Genomic DNA, 19,406 nt, shown 5'->3' on the forward strand with positions numbered 1-19,406 from the left:
AAAGGGTGGCGGGCGCGCTGTCGGCAACGCAGCGATTGCCGACCGGCGCGCCCGCCCTCCCCGGATGCGAGCGAAGCCAGATCACTACTCTTCAATACTGAATTGCGGGGCCGGCGTAACTCGTTCCGACTGTTCCTCCTGACTCGCCTCCACCGGCTTCTCTGGCGGAGGCGCATGCATCGTGAAGTGCTCTGCCACCACGAACGCGGGCGGCTGTATCGGCGGCGGCTCCAGGGTGGCCGACGTTTGAACCACCATGCTGAGCATACTCTGCAGCGTGGCCTTGTCGATTGATTCGTTCATCGCCATTTGGCAGATGTAGAACAGGCCAAACGACAGGAAGGTCGTCCGCTCTGTCGCAACAAGTGCTGATGTTGCATCCGATCTGAAGTCGCCTGCGCCACCACCGCCGACACTGCCTTGTCCCGACACGTTGGCATTACCTGCAGCAGCACCGGACGTTCCAAGGTTGACCAGACGCGTTGGCAGCTGCATGCAGGCCTTGCTACCTATTACGACTGCGGCGGCTTTATCAGGACTCCAGGTCGTTACCGTACCGATTGTCCACTCATTTTTCCCATAAGCCTGAATGATGGGCTCTCTTTTGAGGGTCGAGCATCCCGCACTCGCTATCGCAACAACAACCACAGCCGTGATCGCTTTCATGTTGCCCCCTGACCGGCAGCGTCATGCCGCCGCTGAGGCGTTTTACCACAGCCGGATACTGGTGTATGGGGAGCCCCGAATTCAGGGGAAGTGGGACTCAGCAGACGCGGCGCTTTCCATTTCCAAACGAACAACGAACCGCCCGCGACATTGCGCGAGCGGTCCGCAGATCGCCGAGTGGGCGAGTCGATCACTCAGTGGATGACGCAGTAGCCGCTGGCGTCGAAGGTGCATTCGTACAGAAATCGCCACTCGCCGTTCTGGCACATGAAAACGCGCTGCCCGTTCAACAGATCCACGGATCCGATCACGCCATTGGCGGTGCATTCGCTCGCAGGGGGCGTCTCGAATGACTGAGACGATGCGGTTCCGATCGTGAGCGACAACCCGATGGCGAGGGTGCCCAGCGTCTTCGTTAATACCTTCATCTGCTTTCTCCATGCGTTGGCGTGATGCGGCTTCGGCGTGCGTCTGATGTCATCAGCACGCACTCATACCGCACGACCCAATCTCGTAGGTCGATTGGAAAAAGAGAATCAGAGAACTACTCGTGTGCCAGTAGGGATATTCCTACGCGTACGCATGTCATGATCGATAAGAGATCTTCGCTTCGTCGCCTGTGCTGCCGCCGTACGTTCCGGCCGTACAACAGGCCATCTTCGTCACTGCGCTGGCGGACGCCTCCAAACTCCCGATGCCTCGAACCCGAACGCCCCTCCCTGGGCGTTCGATCGAGCTTGCCGCTTACTCTTCTTCTTCGCTCTGCCCCGGCCGGCCGGGCTCGCGCTGGTTGTCGTCCTGGCGCTGCTCGCGGCCACCCTGCTGCGGATTCTGGTTCTGGCCTTCGCGCGGGTTCTGGTTGCTCGGACTCATGATGGTTATCTCCTTGCGGCGGACATTCGCCACAGTCGCGACGCTGCGCCCCAGGGTGTTATCCGCGTGCGATGGCGCTGCATTCATCCGTCGCGCGTTTTGCCGGCTTTATGAACTAGCGTGGCTGCCTCCCAATGCGAGATGGTTCGGACGCCTGGAACAAGGGTGGCGATCTTGCCGGCTGCGCCGCATACACGCCCCACCCGCTCACACCGCATTGCGGCCGTGCTTGGTTGCATCCGGGCTTTGCCCCCCAAGGAGATGCAATGAAAGCCCTGACCTATCACGGCACGCGGGATGTTCGGGTCGAGACGGTGCCCGACCCCGTGCTGCGCGAGCGCGACGACATTCTGCTGCGCGTCACCGCCACCGCGATCTGCGGCTCGGACCTGCATCTGTATCGCGGCAAGATCCCTGAAATCCACGACGGCGACATTCTGGGCCATGAGTTCATGGGGGTGGTCGAGGACGTCGGCGCCGATGTGACCTCGGTGCGCAAGGGCGATCGGGTGGTGATCCCGTTCGTCATCGCCTGCGGCGACTGTTTCCATTGCCGACTATCGGAGTTCGCGTCCTGCGAGACCACCAACACCGGCCAGGGCGCGTCGCTCAACCGCAAGGGCATCCGGCCGCCGGCGGCGTTGTTCGGCTACAGCCATCTATATGGCGGCATCGCCGGCGGCCAGGCGGAGTTCGTGCGCGTGCCCAAGGCCAACGTCGGCCCGCTGGTGGTGCCGGAGGTGCTCAGCGACGAGCAGGTGCTGTTCCTGTCGGACATCCTGCCCACCGGCTACCAGGCGGTCATCGATGCCAAGGTCACGAAGGGCTCGACAGTCGCGATCTTCGGCGCCGGCCCGGTCGGGCTGATGGCGGCCGCGTGCTGTCGGATGCTTGGGGCCGAGCGCATCTTTATGGTCGATCGTTATCAGTACCGGCTCGACTTCGCACAGGCGACCTATGGCGTGATCCCGTTGAACTTCGAGGAGATCGACGATCCGGCCGATGTGATCGTCTCGCAGACCGACGGGCGCGGCGTGGATGCATCGATCGATGCGGTCGGCTTCGAGGCCAAGGGCAGCAAGGCCGACACCGTGCTGACCGGGCTCAAGCTGGAGACCAGCAGCGGGGCGGCGATCCGGCAGTGCATCGCGGCGACGCGGCGTGCGGGCACGGTCAGCATTCCGGGCGTGTATGCGGGCTTCATCCACGCGTTCATGCTGGGCGATGCGTTCGACAAGGGCCTGACCTTCAAGATGGGCCAGACCGATGTGCAGCGCTACATGCCCGAGCTGCTGACGCGCATCGGCAATGGCGATCTGCAGCCGGACGTCATCATCTCGCACCGGATGAAGCTCGAAGACGCGGCGCGCGGGTACGAGATCTTCGACGGCAAGGACGAAAGCGATGCCTGCCGCAAGGTGGTGCTCACGCCCTGAGCATGACGTGGCGCCGGCCTCGCCGGCGCCGCGATGCGGGCCCGGACAAGGCGATGGCCCCGCCGACTGACCTCGGCGCCCGCATCGACCGATACCGTTGCTGCCTTCCGGCCCTGGCGGGATTTTCGATCTAGCGTCGCGAGGGGCCGACGGGGCCACCATGGAGACACGCGCCGGCCGAGCCGGCCCCGCAGCAGCGGGACGGGGATTCTAGCAGGGCAGGCGCGCTTGCGCCTATCGGCTGTGCGTCATTCGCTGCGCTCGACCACCGGCACGCCGTCGTGCTGGCGGAATCGGATCGCATACGAGAGCCGGACCGGGGTCAGCGTTTCGGTCACGCCCGGCGCGGCGCAGGGGTCATCGCCATCGAAGCTGTCCGGCGCGGTGCACAGCGCCGCCGGCCAGTAAGTCCAGACGCGCACGGCGGCCAGCGTGGGCGTCACGAATGCGGCGCGATCGGGTACGCCGTCCGGTGTCGCACAGCGCGCGTCCGGGCGTTCGGCCACGGCGACGACCTGACCGTCCGTGCCGACCACGACATCCACGCAGACCTCGACCGGCGGCAGACGCAGCGGGAGCAGGTCTGCCGGATAGTCGGGCAATGCGGCGGGCTGTTCGAGCGTGGGATAGACGAAGCGCTGGTGGCGAGCGAGCGCCATGCGGTTGCTGTCGCCGTCGGGTGCCAGCAATGCCGCACCGACTTCGCCGTGCGCAGCCGGCGCGGGTGGCGGTTCGGGCGGGACAGGTGCGCTGGCGCACGCGGCCAGCAGCACCGCGAGGATGCCGGCCGACACAGCGCGACTCATCGCGGCGCCCCGCCCTCCCCCGGCTCGGGGTGCAGCCAGGTGGCATCGCCGTCGGCGTAGCGCTCGTGCTTCCAGATCGGCACGCGGTCCTTGATCTCGTCGATGATGTAGCGGCAGGCATCGAACGCCGCGCCCCGGTGCGGGGCGGAGACGCCCACCCACACCGCCATGTCGCCGATCGCCAGGTCGCCGATGCGATGCACGCACACCGCCGCGCACAGCGCGAATCGCTCGCGGGCCTCGGCGATCACCTTCGCGCCTTCGGCCTGCGCCAGTGCGACGTAGGACTCGTAACGCAGCCCGAGCACCGGACGGCCGTCATTGTGGTTGCGCACCCAGCCCTCGAAGCTGGCGAAGGCGCCGGCGCGGTCGTGTTGCAGACGCGCGCGCAGCGGTGCCAGGTCGAGCGGGGCGTCGGCCAGCCAGAAGTCGCGGTCGTCCATCGTCAGCCTCCGCTGACCGGGGGAATGAAGGCGACCTCGCTGTCGCCGCGGACCGCATCGTCCCAGCGTGCGAAGGCACCGTCGACCGCGACTCGCAGCCGCTCGGCCGGCAGCGCGAAACCGTGCTGCGCACGCACTTCGGCGTACAGCGCGCGCAGGTCGGGCGCGGTGGTCTGCCAGGTTTCCTCGCTGCGGCCGGCGGCATCGCGCAGGCTGGCGAAGTACAGCAGTCGGACGTCGGTCATGGCGTGGCGCCTCCTTCGATGGTGCCGACGTCGCGCTTGCCGCCGCGCTTGCCGACCAGCTTCGCCGGTCCGAGCACGATGGCGTGCGAGAGCGCCTTGCACATGTCGTAGACGGTCAGCGCGGCGACGGTGGCGCCGGTCAGCGCTTCCATCTCCACGCCGGTGCGGTGGGTGGTCTTGACGGTGCAGTCGATGCGCAGCTCACGCTCGCCGCTCCAGTCGATCGCGATCCGCACGCCGTCGATCGGCAACGGATGGCAGAACGGGATCAGCTCATGGGTGCGCTTGACCGCCATCGTGCCGGCGACGATCGCGGTGTCGACGATGCCGCCCTTGGCGCTGCGCAGGCCGCTGGCGCGCAGTTGCGCGGCGACGGCCGCCGGGAAGCGGACGCGGCATTCGGCACTCGCGGCGCGGGCGGTCATGGTCTTGGCCGAGACGTCGACCATGGTCGGGCGGCCCTCGGGATCGATATGGGTCAGCGCCGGGGACGACTGAGATTTCCTACGGGCCATGGCGCCTGCGTGGTGACTGCGGACCTCAGATGGTACCGGCCCCGGTGTCCGGCGTCCCCTGATGGGGCGCTCCGCTCAGCCGCCGACCAGGAACATCTCGACGTGCCGGCGCGGGGCGCGGGTGCTGCCGCGCAGTTCGCTGTAGCGGTCGGCGCGACGCGACCACAGGTCGCTCAGGCGCGAGGCGAATGCGGCCTCGCCCTCGGCCAGCCAGCCGCGCAGCGGTTGCCCTTGGCCGGAGAACAGGCAGGTGTAGAGACTGCCGTCGGCCGAGACGCGGGCGCGGTGGCAGTCGCCGCAGAACGGTGCGGTCACCGAGCTGATGAAGCCGATCTCACCGGCGCCATCGGCATAGGCATGGCGCTCGGCCACCTCGCCGCGGTAGTCGGCATCGAGCGCGCGCAGCGGCCAGTGCGCGGCGATGCGCGCATGCAACTCGCGCGAGGGCACCACCCGCGCGCGGTCCCAGCCGTTGCAGGTGCCCACGTCCATGTATTCGATGAAGCGCAGGACGTGTCCGGTGCCGCGGAAGTGCGCGGCCATGCGTTCGACTTCGTGGTCGTTGACGCCGCGCTGGACGACGCAGTTCAACTTGATCGACGAGAACCCCGCGCGCTCGGCCGCGGCGACGCCCGCCAGCACTGCGTCGATGTCGCCGCGCCCGCCCGACAGCTGATGGAACAGCGCAGGGTCGAGCGCATCGAGGCTGATCGTCAGCCGCCGCAGGCCGGCATCGCGCAGCGCCTGGGCCTGGCGGGCGAGCAGCGCGCCGTTGGTGGTCATCGCCAGGTCGTCGATGCCGGGGATCTTGGCCAGGCGCGCGATCAGGGTGGGCAGTTGCTTGCGCAGCAGCGGCTCCCCGCCGGTGATGCGCAGCTTGCGCATGCCCAGCCGCGCAAAGCCACGCACCAGGGTCTCGATCTCGTCGAACGACAGCCGTCCGGCTTGGTCGAAACCGTAGTCGTCGGGCACGCGGTCGGCCGGCATGCAGTAGCCGCAGCGGAAGTTGCAGGCCTCGATCACCGACAGCCGCAGGTCGTGCAGCGGGCGGCCGAGCCGGTCCAGCGGGGCCTGGGGCAGTTGCGGCAAGGCGCTCATGCGCCGACATCCTGCACAGGCGCCGGTGCACGCAGTGCGAACCGCTCGCCCGGGCGGGCCACGCGATGGCCGCGGGCGCGCAGCGCCTCGCCATCGGCGTCGCAGGCGTAGTGGTAGAGCACGCAGCGCGCCAGCAGCGCCGGCGGGTACTCGCGCTCGAGATCGTCGACGCCGCTGTGCGAGGGGTTGCCGTGCAGGCCGCAGTCGTGGGCGATCAGCTCGTCGCGATCGGCATACCGGGCCAGCATCTCGGGAATCGGCCGGGTGTCGCCGCTCCACACCAGGCTGCCCGGCAGGCGCAGGCCGTAGGCCGTCTCCGGCCAGTGGTGGCGCACCGGGAATACTTCCAGGCGCACACCGTCGTGCCAGAACGCATCGCCGACCGGGATCAGCCGGAACGCGTCCCAGAAGTTCGCTCCGCCCTCGGCGAGCACGTTGGGATAGTCGGCCACGCGCCGGTGCAACAGCGGCACCACCGGCGCCGGGACGTACAGCGGCATCGCGCCGCGGCGCGCCGGGTCGAAGTAGCGGTCGACGAACAGGCGCTCGAAGCCGCCGACGTGATCCAGGTGCACATGGGTGACGAACAGCGCACGCGGCGCCTCGCCATAACGCTCGAGATGCGCGGTCAGGCCTTCATTGCCGCAGTCGATCGTCAGCCACGGCGCGCCATCGCGCTCGATCGTCGCCATCGGCGAGCCCAGTGCCACCGCCGAGGCGTTGCCGACGCCCAGAAACCGCAATGCCCAGTCCATCAGATGCCCCGGCTCCAGAGCACGTCGTAGGAGCGGCGCAGGCGTGCGAAGTCCGCCGCCACCGCGTCCTCGCTGCGTGCCCCGCGCAGTTTCTGCAACGAGCGCTCCAGCCGCGCGAGATTGCGTGCGCGCCAGCGGGTTTCGGGAATCCGCAGGCGGCCGCGGTCGAGGTCGATCAGCCAGCCCTTGCCCAGGCTGTCGAACAGGATGTTGTGGGCATTGAGGTCGGCGTGGTCCAAGCCGGCGCGGTGGAAGCGCGCGATCAGGCGGCCGGTCTGCTCCCAGGGCGCGTCGTCCGGCGATTGCGCCACCAGCTCGGCCAGCGACCGCACGTCCACCAGCCGCTCCATCAGGATCCAGGCGCGGTAGGTCAGCCCACGGCGCAGGTAGCTCGCGGCGATGGGCTGCGGCACCGGGAGGTCGCGCCGCATTAGCTCGCGCAGCAGCCGGAACTCGACGAAGCTGCGCACGCGCGGGCCACCCCGCCACAGGTGCCGCTCGTGGTTGACGCGGCCGACCATGCCGCCGCGCAGGTACTGTCGCAGCACGCAGGGGCCGTGCGAGGCGTCGATGAACCATGCGCCGCCACGCCCGCTGCCCGAGACCCGCTGCGCGCGCTCGCCCCATTTGGCCGGATCGAACCAGCGTGGGTCGGCTTGCCGCAGCTGCGTGCCGTCGAACAGAATGGCGCCGTACTCGCCCGTGCGACCGTCCGCCGGAATCGGCGTCAGGCTTTCGCTGGGGTCGAATCTGCTCATCCAGCGAGTCTATCAAGCCTTGGCCCCTGCCCCGACCGTCGTTTCTCCCGTGCCCACCGGCCAGGCGCCTGCTTTCAGGCCCCAATCGGTGTGTCTGCTGCGCCTGTCGGCGCTCGGCGATGTGACCCATGTGCTGCCGTTGATCGCCACGTTGCGCCGGGCCTGGCCCGATCTCGCGCTGAGCTGGGTCATCGGCAAGGGCGAGCATCGCTTGCTCGAAGGCCTGCCCGGCGTCGAGTTCGTTGTCTACGACAAGAAGAGCGGGCTGGCCGGCATGCGCGCGATGCGGCACGAGTTGCAGGCGCGGCTGGGCGATGCGCGCCGGTTCGACGCGCTGCTGCAGATGCAGGTCGCCGCGCGCGCCAATCTGCTCTCGGGCTTCGTACCGGCGCGGCGCCGCGTGGGCTACGACCGGGCCCGGTCCAAGGACCTGCACGGCCTGTTCGTCAACGAGCGCATTCCCGACCGACCCGGCATCCACGTGCTCGACGCGATCGGCAGCTTCTGCGAGCCCTTGGGATTGCGCCAGGACACCGTGACCTGGGAGATGCCGGTGCCCGACGACGCGCACGCCTGGGCGCGGGCGCAGTGGGACGACGATGGCCGGCCGGTGCTGATGATCTCGCCGTGCTCAAGCCACGTGCGTCGTAATTGGTATCCCGACCGTTACGCCGCCCTCGCCGACCATGCTGCGGACGCCGGCTGGCGGGTGGTGCTGTGCGGCGGGCGCAGCGAACTGGAGCGCAGCACGGCCGACGCGATCCTGGCGGCGATGCGGCACGAAGCGCTGGACCTGGTCGGCAAGGACACGCTCAAGCAATTGCCCGCGCTGCTGGCGCGCGCGCAGTTGCTGGTCACGCCCGATTCGGGGCCGATGCACATCGCCAATGCCATGGGCACCAAGGTGTTGGGCCTGCATGCGGCCAGCAATCCGGTGCGCAGCGGCCCGTACTCGGACCTCCGGTTCTGCGTGGATCGCTACGACGACGCTGCGCGCCGCTTCCTCGGCAAGCCGGCGGCCGATCTCAAGTGGGGCACCAAGATCGAGTTCGACGATGTCATGGCACTGGTGACGGTGGACGACGCCATCGCCGCGTTCGAGCGGCGGCGCGCCGACCTCGGGCAAGCCTGAGCGGCGAGAAAATCAGGGGGCGGCGTCGCCGGTGCGGTAGTCGGCGTAGGACTTCTCTTCGACGTAGGCTGAGCCCAGCGCGAGGTTGATCGCCTTCTTGATGCGCGCGCGTTCGTCGTTCTCGATGTAGACGCTTCGCGCCAGCCGCACGAAATCGGCGTCAAAGGCCTGGGCTTTCTCCTTGAGCCGGATCTCGTCCTCGATGTCCCACAGCCGCTCGTTGACCGCCTTGAGATCGGCACGCAGGCGCACGATGTCGTGCCCGGCGCCCGGATGCGCCATCCAGGTCTGCTCGAGTGCGGTCAACTCGCGGCGTACATTGGCGAGCTTGGCGGCATCGGTCATACGCTCGGACTTGATCTGCAGGATCGAGATCTTGTCGAGCAGTTCGCCGAAGGACACGGGCACGGAAATCTCGGACATGGGGACTGCCGGAACAGATGGGCCGGCCAGTGTACCGCTGCCGCGGATGGGCCGACGGCGGGCGCTGCCCCCACCCAACCCTCCCCCGCACGCGGGGGAGGGCTGTTCGCGGTCTCGATCAGAGATCGCGAGCGTTGGCAGCGCACCACCTCCCCCGCTTGCGGGTGGAGGTCGACGCCGAAGGCGTCGGGTGGGGGCACGGGCTTTAGCGACCAAGGTCGAAAACACCGCGTCGACCTGCGGCCCCCACCCAACCCTCCCCCGCACGCGGGGGAGGGCTGTTCGCGGTCTCGATCAGAGATCGCGAGCGTTGGCAGCGCGCCACCTCCCCCGCTTGCGGGTGGAGGTCGACGCCGAAGGCGTCGGGTGGGGGCCGGGGCTTTAACGACCAAGGCCGAAAACATCGCGTCGACCTGCGCCCCCACCCAACCCTCCCCCGCTTGCGGGGAGGGCTTCAACGAAAAAGGGCTGCGTCCAGGACGCAGCCCTTGTCGATTCTGGCGGAGAGGGGGGGATTCGAACCCCCGAGGCGCTATAAACGCCTGCCTGATTTCGAGTCAGGTACATTCAACCACTCTGCCACCTCTCCGGTGGTCCCGGGCCTGCGTGCAGAACCCGGGGGCGCAATCATACGGGGGCGGTGCGTGGCCGACAAGCCGGCGACGCCGAATGGGCCGTCGGCGGCCCGATGGCCCGGTGACCAAGTCGGGCAGTCGGTCGAACGGCCGCCCCTCACTTTGCACCCGCGGCAAACGCCGTGCATCGCACTCCCGTCGCCGCCTCTTCGTCGCCACACGCGGAGCCGCACAGCGCATTCACACTCGAGCGCTGCCCTGCCCTGCCCCTCGACGCCCCATTAACTGCGCACTGCCTAGAGTCGAGATTTTCCCAGTACGGACCCCTGCCATGCCGCAACCCACCGTGCTGATCCTCGACGACGACGGCACGTTTTCCCGCGCCGCCGGCCAACTCGCGTTCGCGGCCGGGCTGCGCGTCCAACTGGCCGAGACACTCGCCGAGGCTCGCGGTTATCTCTCCCGCGCCCGCGCCGACCTGATGCTGCTGGACCTGCAGTTGCCCGACGGCTCGGGACTCGACCTGCTCGACGACATCGACCTGGCCGAGCATGGCCAAATCGCGATCGTGACCGGACGACCGACGGTGGAATCGGCCGCGCGCGCGGTCGCCTCTCCGGTGATCGAGTATCTGGTCAAGCCGCTGGATGCGACGCAGCTGCGCCGGCTGATGGAACGCGTGGTGGCGCGCTATCAGCCGCCGCCGTCCCCGGACGTGCCGGGCGCGATCAGCGACATCGCGGGCAACTCGCCGCAGATCCGCCGGGTCGTGGATCAGGTGCTGCGCATCGGGGCCACCGACGCACCGGTGCTGGTCTGGGGCGAGCGCGGCACAGGCAAGACGCTCGTGGCGCGTGCGCTGCATACCGCCAGCGGACGACAGGGGCCGCTGGTGACGGTGGACTGCGGTGCAACCGAGCCCGACCGACTCGCCACCGAGCTGTTCGACCCGGCGGGCGGTCTGGGCGATGCCTTTGTGCGCGCGCGCGGCGGCACATTGCTGCTGACCGACCTTACGGCGGTCCCGATGGCGTTGCAGGCCCGGTTGCTGCGTGCGCTCGAGGCTGGCCCCGAGCTGGCCAGCCCACAGACGCGGTTGATCGCCAGCACCCATCGCGACCCGCACGAGGCGATGCGTGACGGCACGCTGCGCGACGATCTCTATCACGTGCTGGCGCCGTTGCCGCTGCCGCCGCTGCGCGATCGCGGCGAGGATGCGACGGTGCTGGCCCAGGTGTTCCTCGACAAGCTCAACGCGCACTACAGCCGCAGCAAGCGGCTGGCCGCCGGCGCCGAGTCCATCCTGTTGCGCCACGATTGGCCGGGCAACGTGCGCGAGTTACGCAGCGCGGTGCAGCGCGCGTACCTGCTGCAGCAGGACGACGACCTGTACATCCGCCCCACCCTGCCCAGCGAAACCGTGCTCAAGGAGTCGGAGACGTCGATCATGTTCTCGGTCGGCACGACCCTGGCTGAGCTCGAGCGGCGCGCGCTGCTCAAGACGCTGGCACATTTCAACAACGACAAGACCGCCACGGCCCGTGCACTGGGCATCAGCGTGCGCACCGTGCACAACCAGCTGGCGCGGCTGGCCGGGCAGGATGCGGACGTGCGCAAGGCCGCCCCGTGAGTGCGGCCGTGCTCGAACCGGGGGCGGTCGATCCCGAATGGCTGCACGCGCTGCGCAATGCCGCCAACGCCGCGACGATCGCCGCGGCCGCGGTGCGCAGTGCACTGGATGCAGGCGACCCGGCGCGCGCGTCCCAGTTCCTCGATGAGGCCGATGCGGCCTGCCGGCGTCTGCGCACGCTGCTGACGCCGCCCGCGCACCAGCGCTGACACGCGCTGCGGGCAACGCCACAACGGTCAGAAGCCCAACTGCTGGAGTGCCTGGTCGAGGTCCACCGGCTTGAGGCAATGCGCGGACGCGGCGAACTCGCTTGGCAGCATGGCCAGGTCGTAGCCGGAGGCGAACACGAACGGAATGCCCACGCGCTGCAGGCGTTGCGCCAGCGGGTAGCTCTTCTCGCCATCGAGGTTGACGTCGAGGATGGCCGCGTCGAAATCGGGCTCGGGCTCCAGCAAGGCCAACGCCGCGCCGAGCGTGGCGACCGGGCCGACCACCTCGATCCCGCGCGCACACAGGCCGTCGTGCAGGTGCATCGCCAGCATGTACTCGTCCTCGACCACCAGGATCCGCGGCGCCGTCATGCTGCGCGCTCTCGCAGCACCGCGCGCGTACCGTCGAGCGGCACATCGATGCGACACAGAATGCCGTCGGCCAGCAAGCGGTGGGTCGTCCGCGCGCCCAACTGATAGGGCAAGGCGTGCTCGATCAATTCGCGGCCGTAACCGGCGACGCTATCGGCAACCGCCATGCCGGCCACGCCGTGTTCGTGCCAGGTCAGTCGCAGCTCGGTCGACTGCTGGGCCTCACCCGGCACGATCTCCCAGCGGATATCCAGCTGCCCGCCCGCATCTGACAGCGCGCCGTGCTTGAAGGCGTTGGTCGTGAGTTCGTGCAGTGCGAGCGCGAGCGTCTGCACCACGCGCGAGCGCAGCGGCACGCCGGCCGGTCCATCGAGCGTGACCCGGGGGTCGTCCTCGCCCACGCCGTGGGCCTCGAGCTCCTGGCGCAACAAGGCGTCGAACGTGACACGGTCCAACGCGGCCCCCTGCGACAACAGACCCTGGACCCGCCCGAGCGCATCGAGCCGGGCGCGGAACCGGCTCGCGAACGAGGCCAGGTCCGGGCTGCCTTGCAACGTGCGGCGCGCCAGCGACTGCACCACCGCGATCAGGTTGCGGGTGCGGTGCTGGAGCTCGGCAACGAGCGTTTCGAGCAACACCGCGTGCTCGCGCTCGGCGGTGATGTCGCGGCCAATGCCTGCAATCCGTTGTACGCGACCGGCATCGTCGAACAGCGGGAAGGCGGTGTTGCGCACCCAGATCGTGCGGCCGTCGCAGGGGCGTTGCACGCGGAACTCGAAGTCGGCGCGGCCGCCATGGCGCACCTTGCGCATGCGTGCGCGCACTTCGGGCAGGTCGTCGGCATGCACCGTCGACATCCACAGGCCCGGGTCGCGGATGGCAACCTCACGCGCGACGCCGTAGATCGCTTCGAACGCCGGGCTCAGATACTCCAACGCCAATGTCTCGGCATTGCGAATCCACAGCACATCGGACGAGGCGTCGCTGAATTGCCGGAACCGCGCTTCGCTTTCGCGCAGCGACAGCTCGGCCTGGCGCCGACCGGTGATATCCATGCTGACCGCCAGGCTGCCCACGATCGCGCCGTCGGCATCACGCCACGGCACCACCGACAGCCGCAGCCAGTACGGCTTGCCATCGACGACGATGCGCTTTTCCACGGCGTTCGCCACGCCCTCGTCCAGCACGCGCTGCAGCAGCGCGGCGCTCTCGGGCCAGTCCTCGGGATGCGTGAGCTCCTCGATCCGCTTGCCGACCAGCGCTTCGCGCGGCGCGCCGACCGTCCGGCAGTACTGCTCGTTGACGTAGACCAGACGGGTGTCGCGGTCGGCGATCGCCACGCCGATACCGGCCTGCTCGACGACTGCGCGATAGCGCTGCTCGCTGGACGTCAGCGCAATCTCGGCAGCGGCCCGCTCGGAGGCCGCGCCCGCGCGCTCGCCGACTTCGCGCAGCAGGTTCAACTCCGCGGTGGTCCAGTGCCGCGGCGTGCGCGCAGCCGCAACGAAGACCGATGCGCCCTGCTGTCCGCGCCCGGCGCGCACGGTCATCACCAGCGCGGCGACCTCCTGCATCCGCAGCGCCGAGCGCGACGCCGCATCGAACGTGGTGTCGCGTTCGACGTTGTGGCTCACCACATCACCGTGTCCGGCGACCCAGTCGGGCAGCCGCAGCACCGGCGCACGGGGATCGCGGCTCCAACCTTCCCGCACGCGCAGGCCGCCCACCGGATCGGCGGTCGCCAGGCCGACGCGATCGAGGCCCAGGTGCTCGCCGATCCTGCGCGAGGCCACGCGCAGGATCTCCGCCGGTGCAGACAGCCCGCGCAGTTCGTCGCCCAGCGCCAGCAGGAAGGCCTCGTGCCGGCCCGCCTCGCGCGCGGCGGCCAGCATGGACTCGCGGGTCAGCTCACGAATGATCGCCAGCATGCCGGCAGGTCGCCCCTGCTCGTCGCGCAGCGGCGAATAGTCCGCGTCGAACAACGCTCGCTCGGGCACGCCGTTGCGCATGAGCTCCAGCGGGTGGCCGCGCAGTTGCAGCGAACGCCCGGCCAGGGTTTCGCTCAGGATATGGTCGACGAACGCTTCGGCCTCCGGCCAGGCCTCGATCAACGGCAGGCCAAGCTGGCGCGGATGGCGGGTGCCGGCCACGTCGCGATGGGCGTCGTTGTAGAGCAGCAGTCCACTCGGGCCCCAGGCGATCGCCATCGGCGCCGGCGAATCGAGCATCGTCGCGACCGCCTGGCGCAGCGCCGCGGGCCAGCGCTCGATGCTCCCGATCGGCGTGGATCGCCAGTCGAACGCGCGGATGCGCGTGGCCATCTCGCCATCGTTCCAGTGCCACGGGACATCGGGTGCTTGCATTGCGGGGTCGGGGACAGACAAGGCCATCACGATACGGCAGCCGGCTGCGCCCGCAAGCCCGCCTACACGGGATCGGTACAGGTGCCGGCCTATGCTGGCGGGCCGACCGGCGCCACAATGCCCCATGCGCGCCCTCACCCCGCCTCCGAGCCTTGCCGCCCGAGCCCTTTCCTGCCCCGGTCCGCGCCCGGCCCGGCGGCGTGGAGACCCCGCATGATCGAATTCGGACATCTGACCCACGTCGGCCTGCGCCGCGAGCTCAACGAAGACACCTACTACGGCGACAGCGAGCTTGGGCTCTGGCTGGTCGCCGACGGCATGGGGGGGCACGAGTACGGCGAGGTCGCCAGCGCGCTGGCGCGCGAGGCGATCGTGCGCGAGATCCGTCAGGGGCGCTCGCTGCCGCAGGCGATCCGGTTGGCGGACGAGGAGATCATCCGCGCATCGCGGCGGCGTAGCGACACCCTGCCGATGGGCACCACCGTGGTCGCCGCGCGCGTCACCGGCAGCCGTTTCGAGGTCGCCTGGGTCGGCGACAGCCGGGTGTACCTGTGGCGCGACGGGCAACTGGCGCAGCTGTCGCAGGACCACAGCTATGTGCAGGCGCTGATCGTCCAGGGCGCGCTGAGCGTGGACCAGGCGCGGACCCATCCGCAGCGCAATGTGGTCACCCAGGCACTGGGGGTCACCGACCCGCAGACGCTCAATGTCGAAACGCTGGCCGGCGAACTCGCGCCGGGCAACCAGTTGTTGCTGTGCAGCGACGGGTTGACCGAAGAAGTCGACGACCGGGCCATCGCGCAGGTGCTGGCGCATGCCGAATGCAGCGCGCAGGAGTGCGTCGACGGTCTGGTGGCCGCGGCGCTCGACGGCGGCGGCTCGGACAACATCACCGCGATCCTGATCCGCCGCCACTGAGCGGCGCGGCCGAGCCGGTCGCCGCCTTAGACGGCCTCGGCCACGACGGGCGCGTCCCACAGGCACTGGCCGGCCTTGCGGCGGATCGCCTCCACCCGCGCGGCATGCAGTGCGAGGTCGGCCTCGGGCACCACCAGCGCCGGCCGCACGCCGGTCGGCTGCACCGCAGTCACCTGCACGGTCGCCCGGGTCTCGACTGGCGCGGCGAAGCCGATCTCGTGCTGGCCGGCGGTCAGCGCCAGGTAGACCTCGGCCAGCAGCTGCGCGTCGAGCAGTGCGCCGTGGAGCTGGCGGTGGGTGTTGTCCACCCCCAGCCGCTTGCACAGCGCGTCGAGCGAGTTGCGCTGGCCGGGATAACGCTGGCGCGCCAGCAGCAGGGAGTCCTCGACCGTCACCCGGCTGCGGATGTCACCGTAGTGCGGGCCCAGCCGGGACAGTTCGTAGTCCAGAAAGCCGATGTCGAACGCAGCGTTGTGGATGACCAGCTCGGCGCCGTCGATGAAGGCCAGGAAGGCGTCGGCGATCGCCTCGAACGGCGGCTTGTCGGCCAGGAACTCCAGGCTCAGGCCGGTGACCTCGGCGGCGCCCTGCTCGAAATCCACATCGGGTCGGATGTACTGATGGTAGGTGCGGCCGGTCGGGCGGCGCTCGACCAGTTCCACGCAGCCGATCTCGACGATCCGGTTGCCTTTTTTCCACTCCAGGCCCGTGGTCTCGGTGTCGAGCACGATCTGTCGCATCGGTCGGAATTCCTTCTTGTCGTCGGTCAGGCGACCGCGGCGCGTTGGGCGCGCGCGGCGGCGGTGGCGAGCGCGTCGGCACGCTCGTTCTCCGGGTGACCGGCGTGGCCCTTCACCCAGTGCCAGGCAATCTCATGGCGTTGGCAAGCCTGCTGCAGGCGCTGCCACAGGTCCTGATTCTTGACCGCGCCGCCGCCGGCGGTCTTCCAGCCACGCCGTACCCAGTTGGCCAGCCATTCGGTGATGCCCTGACGCACGTACTGCGAATCGGTATGCAGATCGACCCGACAGGGCTCGGTCAGCGCCTCGAGCGCGGCGATCGCGGCCATCAACTCCATGCGGTTGTTGGTGGTCTGGGGCTCGCCGCCACTCAGCTCGCGCTCGGTGCTGCGGTAGCGCAGCAGCGCGCCCCAGCCGCCGGGGCCGGGATTGCCGAGGCAAGCGCCATCGGTATAGATCTCGATCGACTTCATCAATGTCCTGTTGCGGATAGGTCAGGCCGCCGGCGCGGCGGCCGGCAGGGCCAGCGTGCGCGGCTGGCGGACCGGGGTCAGCGGCAGATGCCGCTTCTGGCAACGCATCGCGTAGGCGGCACGAAAGCCGGGGCCGTGCTGGAGGGTCGGTGACACCACCGGCCGCCAACTGGGGCCGACGCCGCGCGAGACGGCGTCGGGCGCAAGCCCGGCTTCGCGCAGCCGCCGGCGCCAGGCCAGCGGCTCGGCGCTGGCGATGCCGCTGCCACGCCAGCGCCAACGGTAGGGCGTGAGCGGGTTGAGCAGCAGCAGCCACAGGTGACCACCAGGGGCGAGCACGCGCGCGGCCTCTTCGAGCAGGCCACGATCCTCGCCGTGCGGGCCGACCACGTGCTGCAGCAGCACCGCACCGAAGGCCTCGCTGGGCAGCGGCAACGGCCAGGCGCAGCGCACCGGGCCGTGCAGGCCGCCGCCGCCGCGCACCAGACACAGGCCGCGCCCGTCGATCTCAATCTCGGGCGAGACTGGCGTCAGCCACAGCCAGGGCAGGCCGGGATGCCCGCCCAGCGCCTCGGCCACCAGGGCGTGTTCGCTGTCGAGCACCGCGCGTCCGGCCGGGGTCTGGAACCAGTCGCCGACGCTGCCGGGTTGACCGGATGGAGAAATCGCGGGCATGGTCCGCATTGTAAGGCCTCCGGCCGCCACCGCCTTCCCGACCGATGCAACTGCAGGCGCTGCGTGCGTTCGAGGACAACTACATCTGGACGCTCGCGGCCGACGATGGCGCCGCGGTGGTCGTCGACCCCGGCGATGCCGGGCCGGTGCTGGCGGCCGCGCAGCAGGGCCTGCGCCCGGCGCTGGTGCTGCTGACGCATCACCACAACGACCACATCGGCGGCGTCGCCGCCCTGCGCGAGCGCTGGCCGTCGCTGGAGATCGTCGCGCCCGACGACGCCCGCATCCCCCTGGCAACCCGCCGGGTAGGTGACGGCGAGCGGCTTGAGATCGGCCCTTGGGCTTTCGACGTGCTGGCCGTGCCGGGTCACACCCGCAGCCATATCGCCTTCGTCGGCCACGGCCACCTGTTCTGCGGCGACACGCTGTTCAGCCTCGGCTGTGGGCGGATGTTCGAAGGTAGCGCGGTCCAGATGCTGGCCTCACTCGACCGCCTGGCGGCGCTGCCCGCCGATACGCTGGTTTGTTGCGGCCATGAATACACCCGGTCCAACGCGGCATTTGCCCGTGTTGTCGATCCGGACAACGCGGCGCTGCGGCGCCGCGAACAGGAGATCGTCTCGATGCGCAGTGCCAACCGGCCCACGCTTCCCGTTCCCCTGCAGGCCGAGCTTGCCTGCAATCCGTTCCTGCGCGTCGACGCCCCGGCCGTCCGGGCCGCGGCCTGCGCGCATGGCGACCTCGCCCCGGGCGCTGGCCGCGCCGACGTGTTCGCCGCGCTGCGGCACTGGAAAGACGGCTTCCGCGCATGAGGGCGGGCCCTCGTACCCGGCTCGTGGCGGGCCTGCTGGCCGCCGCGGTCTCGGCGCTGTGCCAGGCCGGCAACGCCCCCAGCCCCGCCGAGCCGCCGCCCTCAGCGCCTACCGGTGCCCTGGCGCACCTTGCGACGCCCGCGGCGCCCCCGGCGCCACCTCAGGCGACGACGCGCACCGGCCGGGAGATCTACCTGCGCTTTCGCGACGGACTGGCCGAACAGGACTGCAGCGACGATGCCAGCGAGCGCTGGCGCTCGCACTTCGCGCATGTCCCGCGTCAACTGGTCTCGCGCAACACCGATGTCCTGCCGCTGTTCGGCTACGTGGTCGATGCGGTGCGCGAAGCGCACCTGCCGACCGAGTACGCGCTGATCCCGTTCGTCGAGAGCGGCTATCGGCCCGGCGCCCGCAGCACGGCCGGGCCGGCCGGACTATGGCAGTTCATCGCGGTCACCGCGCGCAACCACAAGATCCCGATCCGCGCCGGCTATGACGGCCGGCTGTCGCCCGCCGATTCCACGCGCGCGGCGGTGCGCTATCTCAAGACCCTGCACGGCATGTTCGCCGGCGACTGGCGACTGGCGGTGATGGCCTACAACGCCGGCGAGTACCGCGTCTTCGGTGCGCTCGAGCGTGCCGGCCAGGTCGCGGCCAATGCCGACCCGGAAGCACTGCCGATGCCCGCGCTCACCCAGGCTTACGTGCGCAAGCTGCATGCGCTGTCGTGCCTGATCAAGGAGGCCGAGACGCGCGAGGACTGGATGGCCGCGCTCGATCGCGAAGTGCCGATCCTGCAGGCAATCCCCGTCCCCGACGGCATCCGCGACCTCGACGGGCTCGCATCACGGCACGAGACCGACGCCGCCCAGCTCAAGCGACTCAACCCGGCCCACACCGACGGCCGCATCGCACGTATCGGACAGCCCACCCAGGTCCTGGTGCCGCAGGCCGCGGCGACCCCACCGGTGTTCCTGGCTGAAGCGCCGCCGGAGTTCGAACCGCTGCCGCCGGCCACAGGCGCGTCGCAGGCGGCACCGACGCGCAGTGCAGCGCCGTCGGTGCATACGGTGACGCGCGGCGATTCGGTCTGGTCGATCGCACGCCGCTATGGCCTCAGCAGCCAGGAGCTGCTCCGCCGCAACGGGCTCGATCCGCGCAGCATCCTGCGTCCGGGCATGGAATTGCACATCGGCGAGGCGCACTAGGCGCCAAGGTGCATGGCCTGCCTGCGGGCTCGGTCACCCGGATGCGTGCACGTTCGCGCATATCCGGCATCGATGCGCACGTGCGTGCTGCGCCCTCGGCCGAGGGCTGTCGCTGGACGCGGCGCCTAGCCCGACGCACGAACATCTCCGCGGCTGTGCAATCGCGCATCTCAACCGAATCGAAGCCGTCGCCTGCCGTCTGCTCCATGCGGCGACGGCATCGCGATGCACACGGCGCGCCCAACCGAGCTTGTGAAGCACATAGCAAAACGCCCGGCATG

23 protein-coding genes, 1 tRNA gene and 1 other RNA gene are annotated in these 19,406 nt (G+C 69.6%); 7 read left to right on the forward strand and 18 right to left on the reverse strand.

What is annotated here, in order from left to right; genetic code table 11:
• Positions 1–84: 84 nt before the first annotated feature.
• The 3 genes from WAF18_RS17070 to WAF18_RS17080 form a co-directional block, all read right to left on the reverse strand.
• Entirely contained in the window at positions 85–666 is a 582-nt protein-coding gene (locus WAF18_RS17070) for a hypothetical protein (protein WP_337246170.1), read from the reverse strand.
• Between the two features lie 194 nt (positions 667–860).
• Positions 861–1,094, reverse strand: a complete 234-nt coding sequence (locus WAF18_RS17075) for a hypothetical protein (RefSeq protein WP_337246171.1) — start codon at positions 1,092–1,094, stop codon at positions 861–863.
• Between the two features lie 316 nt (positions 1,095–1,410).
• Complete coding sequence (locus WAF18_RS17080; RefSeq protein WP_337246172.1) at positions 1,411–1,539, reverse strand: hypothetical protein; 129 nt, start codon at positions 1,537–1,539, stop codon at positions 1,411–1,413.
• 266 nt (positions 1,540–1,805) lie between these two features.
• Between WAF18_RS17080 and WAF18_RS17085 the strand changes: the two genes are divergently transcribed.
• The gene (locus WAF18_RS17085; RefSeq protein ID WP_337246173.1) at positions 1,806–2,975 is read left to right on the forward strand and encodes a zinc-dependent alcohol dehydrogenase; all 1,170 of its coding nucleotides are present in this window, start codon (positions 1,806–1,808) and stop codon (positions 2,973–2,975) included.
• A 56-nt stretch (positions 2,976–3,031) separates the two neighbouring features.
• Here WAF18_RS17085 and ffs read toward each other — a convergent pair.
• The 8 genes from ffs to WAF18_RS17125 form a co-directional block, all read right to left on the reverse strand.
• Positions 3,032–3,128, reverse strand: an RNA gene (gene ffs / locus WAF18_RS17090) — signal recognition particle sRNA small type.
• 95 nt (positions 3,129–3,223) lie between these two features.
• On the reverse strand, positions 3,224–3,781 hold the full coding sequence (locus WAF18_RS17095; protein ID WP_337246174.1) for a hypothetical protein: 558 nt from the start codon (positions 3,779–3,781) through the stop codon (positions 3,224–3,226).
• A complete protein-coding gene (locus tag WAF18_RS17100) occupies positions 3,778–4,230 on the reverse strand; it encodes a molybdenum cofactor biosynthesis protein MoaE (RefSeq protein WP_337246190.1) in 453 nt (150 codons plus the stop codon). The genes WAF18_RS17095 and WAF18_RS17100 overlap by 4 nt, the downstream gene beginning before the upstream one ends.
• Positions 4,227–4,469, reverse strand: a complete 243-nt coding sequence (locus tag WAF18_RS17105) for a MoaD/ThiS family protein (protein WP_337246175.1) — start codon at positions 4,467–4,469, stop codon at positions 4,227–4,229. Before WAF18_RS17105 ends, WAF18_RS17100 begins: the two co-directional genes overlap by 4 nt.
• Positions 4,466–4,984, reverse strand: a complete 519-nt coding sequence (gene moaC / locus WAF18_RS17110; RefSeq protein ID WP_337246176.1) for a cyclic pyranopterin monophosphate synthase MoaC — start codon at positions 4,982–4,984, stop codon at positions 4,466–4,468. Before moaC ends, WAF18_RS17105 begins: the two co-directional genes overlap by 4 nt.
• Before the next feature lie 75 nt (positions 4,985–5,059).
• Entirely contained in the window at positions 5,060–6,082 is a 1,023-nt protein-coding gene (gene moaA, locus WAF18_RS17115; RefSeq protein ID WP_337246177.1) for a GTP 3',8-cyclase MoaA, read from the reverse strand.
• The gene (locus tag WAF18_RS17120) at positions 6,079–6,837 is read right to left on the reverse strand and encodes an MBL fold metallo-hydrolase (RefSeq protein ID WP_337246178.1); all 759 of its coding nucleotides are present in this window, start codon (positions 6,835–6,837) and stop codon (positions 6,079–6,081) included. Before WAF18_RS17120 ends, moaA begins: the two co-directional genes overlap by 4 nt.
• Positions 6,837–7,595 carry a 3-deoxy-D-manno-octulosonic acid kinase gene (locus tag WAF18_RS17125; RefSeq protein ID WP_337246179.1) on the reverse strand — a complete coding sequence of 253 codons (759 nt, stop codon included), beginning with the start codon at positions 7,593–7,595 and terminating at the stop codon, positions 6,837–6,839. The genes WAF18_RS17120 and WAF18_RS17125 overlap by 1 nt, the downstream gene beginning before the upstream one ends.
• Positions 7,596–7,644: 49 nt before the next feature.
• Between WAF18_RS17125 and WAF18_RS17130 the strand changes: the two genes are divergently transcribed.
• Positions 7,645–8,727, forward strand: coding sequence for a glycosyltransferase family 9 protein (locus WAF18_RS17130; protein WP_337246180.1), 1,083 nt, complete (start codon positions 7,645–7,647; stop codon positions 8,725–8,727).
• A gap of 12 nt (positions 8,728–8,739) precedes the next feature.
• Here the strand turns inward: WAF18_RS17130 and WAF18_RS17135 are convergent, their stop codons facing one another.
• A complete protein-coding gene (locus WAF18_RS17135; protein WP_183426435.1) occupies positions 8,740–9,150 on the reverse strand; it encodes a DUF6165 family protein in 411 nt (136 codons plus the stop codon).
• Between the two features lie 498 nt (positions 9,151–9,648).
• Positions 9,649–9,739 (reverse strand) — tRNA-Ser (locus tag WAF18_RS17140).
• A 317-nt stretch (positions 9,740–10,056) separates the two neighbouring features.
• Between WAF18_RS17140 and WAF18_RS17145 the strand changes: the two genes are divergently transcribed.
• Both WAF18_RS17145 and WAF18_RS17150 read left to right on the forward strand, forming a co-directional pair.
• Positions 10,057–11,355 (forward strand): sigma 54-interacting transcriptional regulator, encoded by a 1,299-nt coding sequence (locus WAF18_RS17145; protein ID WP_337246181.1) that lies wholly within the window; start codon positions 10,057–10,059, stop codon positions 11,353–11,355.
• Positions 11,352–11,564 carry a hypothetical protein gene (locus WAF18_RS17150; RefSeq protein WP_337246182.1) on the forward strand — a complete coding sequence of 71 codons (213 nt, stop codon included), beginning with the start codon at positions 11,352–11,354 and terminating at the stop codon, positions 11,562–11,564. Before WAF18_RS17145 ends, WAF18_RS17150 begins: the two co-directional genes overlap by 4 nt.
• Positions 11,565–11,591: 27 nt before the next feature.
• On the opposite strand, the gene WAF18_RS17155 is transcribed toward WAF18_RS17150, so the two are convergent.
• Both WAF18_RS17155 and WAF18_RS17160 read right to left on the reverse strand, forming a co-directional pair.
• Positions 11,592–11,936 carry a response regulator gene (locus WAF18_RS17155; protein ID WP_337246183.1) on the reverse strand — a complete coding sequence of 115 codons (345 nt, stop codon included), beginning with the start codon at positions 11,934–11,936 and terminating at the stop codon, positions 11,592–11,594.
• On the reverse strand, positions 11,933–14,299 hold the full coding sequence (locus WAF18_RS17160) for a PAS domain S-box protein (protein WP_337246184.1): 2,367 nt from the start codon (positions 14,297–14,299) through the stop codon (positions 11,933–11,935). Before WAF18_RS17160 ends, WAF18_RS17155 begins: the two co-directional genes overlap by 4 nt.
• 213 nt (positions 14,300–14,512) lie before the next feature.
• On the opposite strand from WAF18_RS17160, the gene WAF18_RS17165 reads away from it, so the two are divergent.
• Entirely contained in the window at positions 14,513–15,217 is a 705-nt protein-coding gene (locus WAF18_RS17165; RefSeq protein ID WP_337246185.1) for a protein phosphatase 2C domain-containing protein, read from the forward strand.
• A 26-nt stretch (positions 15,218–15,243) separates the two neighbouring features.
• On the opposite strand, the gene dnaQ is transcribed toward WAF18_RS17165, so the two are convergent.
• From dnaQ to WAF18_RS17180, 3 genes are read right to left on the reverse strand one after another with little or no spacing between them, the layout of a single operon-like run.
• The gene (gene dnaQ, locus WAF18_RS17170) at positions 15,244–15,957 is read right to left on the reverse strand and encodes a DNA polymerase III subunit epsilon (protein WP_337246186.1); all 714 of its coding nucleotides are present in this window, start codon (positions 15,955–15,957) and stop codon (positions 15,244–15,246) included.
• Positions 15,958–15,983: 26 nt separating this feature from the next.
• Complete coding sequence (rnhA, locus tag WAF18_RS17175) at positions 15,984–16,430, reverse strand: ribonuclease HI (protein WP_183426442.1); 447 nt, start codon at positions 16,428–16,430, stop codon at positions 15,984–15,986.
• A 21-nt stretch (positions 16,431–16,451) separates the two neighbouring features.
• The gene (locus WAF18_RS17180; RefSeq protein ID WP_337246187.1) at positions 16,452–17,105 is read right to left on the reverse strand and encodes a methyltransferase domain-containing protein; all 654 of its coding nucleotides are present in this window, start codon (positions 17,103–17,105) and stop codon (positions 16,452–16,454) included.
• A gap of 44 nt (positions 17,106–17,149) precedes the next feature.
• Between WAF18_RS17180 and gloB the strand changes: the two genes are divergently transcribed.
• Positions 17,150–17,917, forward strand: coding sequence for a hydroxyacylglutathione hydrolase (gene gloB, locus WAF18_RS17185; RefSeq protein ID WP_337246188.1), 768 nt, complete (start codon positions 17,150–17,152; stop codon positions 17,915–17,917).
• Positions 17,914–19,125 (forward strand): transglycosylase SLT domain-containing protein, encoded by a 1,212-nt coding sequence (locus WAF18_RS17190; protein ID WP_337246189.1) that lies wholly within the window; start codon positions 17,914–17,916, stop codon positions 19,123–19,125. Before gloB ends, WAF18_RS17190 begins: the two co-directional genes overlap by 4 nt.
• The last annotated feature ends 281 nt before the right edge of the window (positions 19,126–19,406 follow it).

Origin of the sequence: Luteimonas sp. gir (assembly GCF_037198055.1) — a bacterium.
In the GTDB taxonomy this organism is placed as follows: Bacteria; Pseudomonadota; Gammaproteobacteria; order Xanthomonadales; family Xanthomonadaceae; genus Luteimonas; species Luteimonas citri_A.

Bases quoted from the DNA above. Each gene is read 5' to 3' on its own strand.
- WAF18_RS17070 (WP_337246170.1), bottom strand. From the start codon at position 666: ATGAAAGCGATCACGGCTGTGGTTGTTGTTGCGATAGCGAGTGCGGGA.
- WAF18_RS17075 (WP_337246171.1), bottom strand. From the start codon at position 1,094: ATGAAGGTATTAACGAAGACGCTGGGCACCCTCGCCATCGGGTTGTCG.
- WAF18_RS17080 (WP_337246172.1), bottom strand. From the start codon at position 1,539: ATGAGTCCGAGCAACCAGAACCCGCGCGAAGGCCAGAACCAGAATCCG.
- WAF18_RS17085 (WP_337246173.1), top strand. From the start codon at position 1,806: ATGAAAGCCCTGACCTATCACGGCACGCGGGATGTTCGGGTCGAGACG.
- WAF18_RS17095 (WP_337246174.1), bottom strand. From the start codon at position 3,781: ATGAGTCGCGCTGTGTCGGCCGGCATCCTCGCGGTGCTGCTGGCCGCG.
- WAF18_RS17105 (WP_337246175.1), bottom strand. From the start codon at position 4,469: ATGACCGACGTCCGACTGCTGTACTTCGCCAGCCTGCGCGATGCCGCC.
- moaC (WP_337246176.1), bottom strand. From the start codon at position 4,984: ATGGCCCGTAGGAAATCTCAGTCGTCCCCGGCGCTGACCCATATCGAT.
- moaA (WP_337246177.1), bottom strand. From the start codon at position 6,082: ATGAGCGCCTTGCCGCAACTGCCCCAGGCCCCGCTGGACCGGCTCGGC.
- WAF18_RS17120 (WP_337246178.1), bottom strand. From the start codon at position 6,837: ATGGACTGGGCATTGCGGTTTCTGGGCGTCGGCAACGCCTCGGCGGTG.
- WAF18_RS17125 (WP_337246179.1), bottom strand. From the start codon at position 7,595: ATGAGCAGATTCGACCCCAGCGAAAGCCTGACGCCGATTCCGGCGGAC.
- WAF18_RS17135 (WP_183426435.1), bottom strand. From the start codon at position 9,150: ATGTCCGAGATTTCCGTGCCCGTGTCCTTCGGCGAACTGCTCGACAAG.
- WAF18_RS17145 (WP_337246181.1), top strand. From the start codon at position 10,057: ATGCCGCAACCCACCGTGCTGATCCTCGACGACGACGGCACGTTTTCC.
- WAF18_RS17155 (WP_337246183.1), bottom strand. From the start codon at position 11,936: ATGACGGCGCCGCGGATCCTGGTGGTCGAGGACGAGTACATGCTGGCG.
- WAF18_RS17160 (WP_337246184.1), bottom strand. From the start codon at position 14,299: ATGCAAGCACCCGATGTCCCGTGGCACTGGAACGATGGCGAGATGGCC.
- WAF18_RS17165 (WP_337246185.1), top strand. From the start codon at position 14,513: ATGATCGAATTCGGACATCTGACCCACGTCGGCCTGCGCCGCGAGCTC.
- dnaQ (WP_337246186.1), bottom strand. From the start codon at position 15,957: ATGCGACAGATCGTGCTCGACACCGAGACCACGGGCCTGGAGTGGAAA.
- rnhA (WP_183426442.1), bottom strand. From the start codon at position 16,430: ATGAAGTCGATCGAGATCTATACCGATGGCGCTTGCCTCGGCAATCCC.
- WAF18_RS17180 (WP_337246187.1), bottom strand. From the start codon at position 17,105: ATGCCCGCGATTTCTCCATCCGGTCAACCCGGCAGCGTCGGCGACTGG.
- gloB (WP_337246188.1), top strand. From the start codon at position 17,150: ATGCAACTGCAGGCGCTGCGTGCGTTCGAGGACAACTACATCTGGACG.
- WAF18_RS17190 (WP_337246189.1), top strand. From the start codon at position 17,914: ATGAGGGCGGGCCCTCGTACCCGGCTCGTGGCGGGCCTGCTGGCCGCC.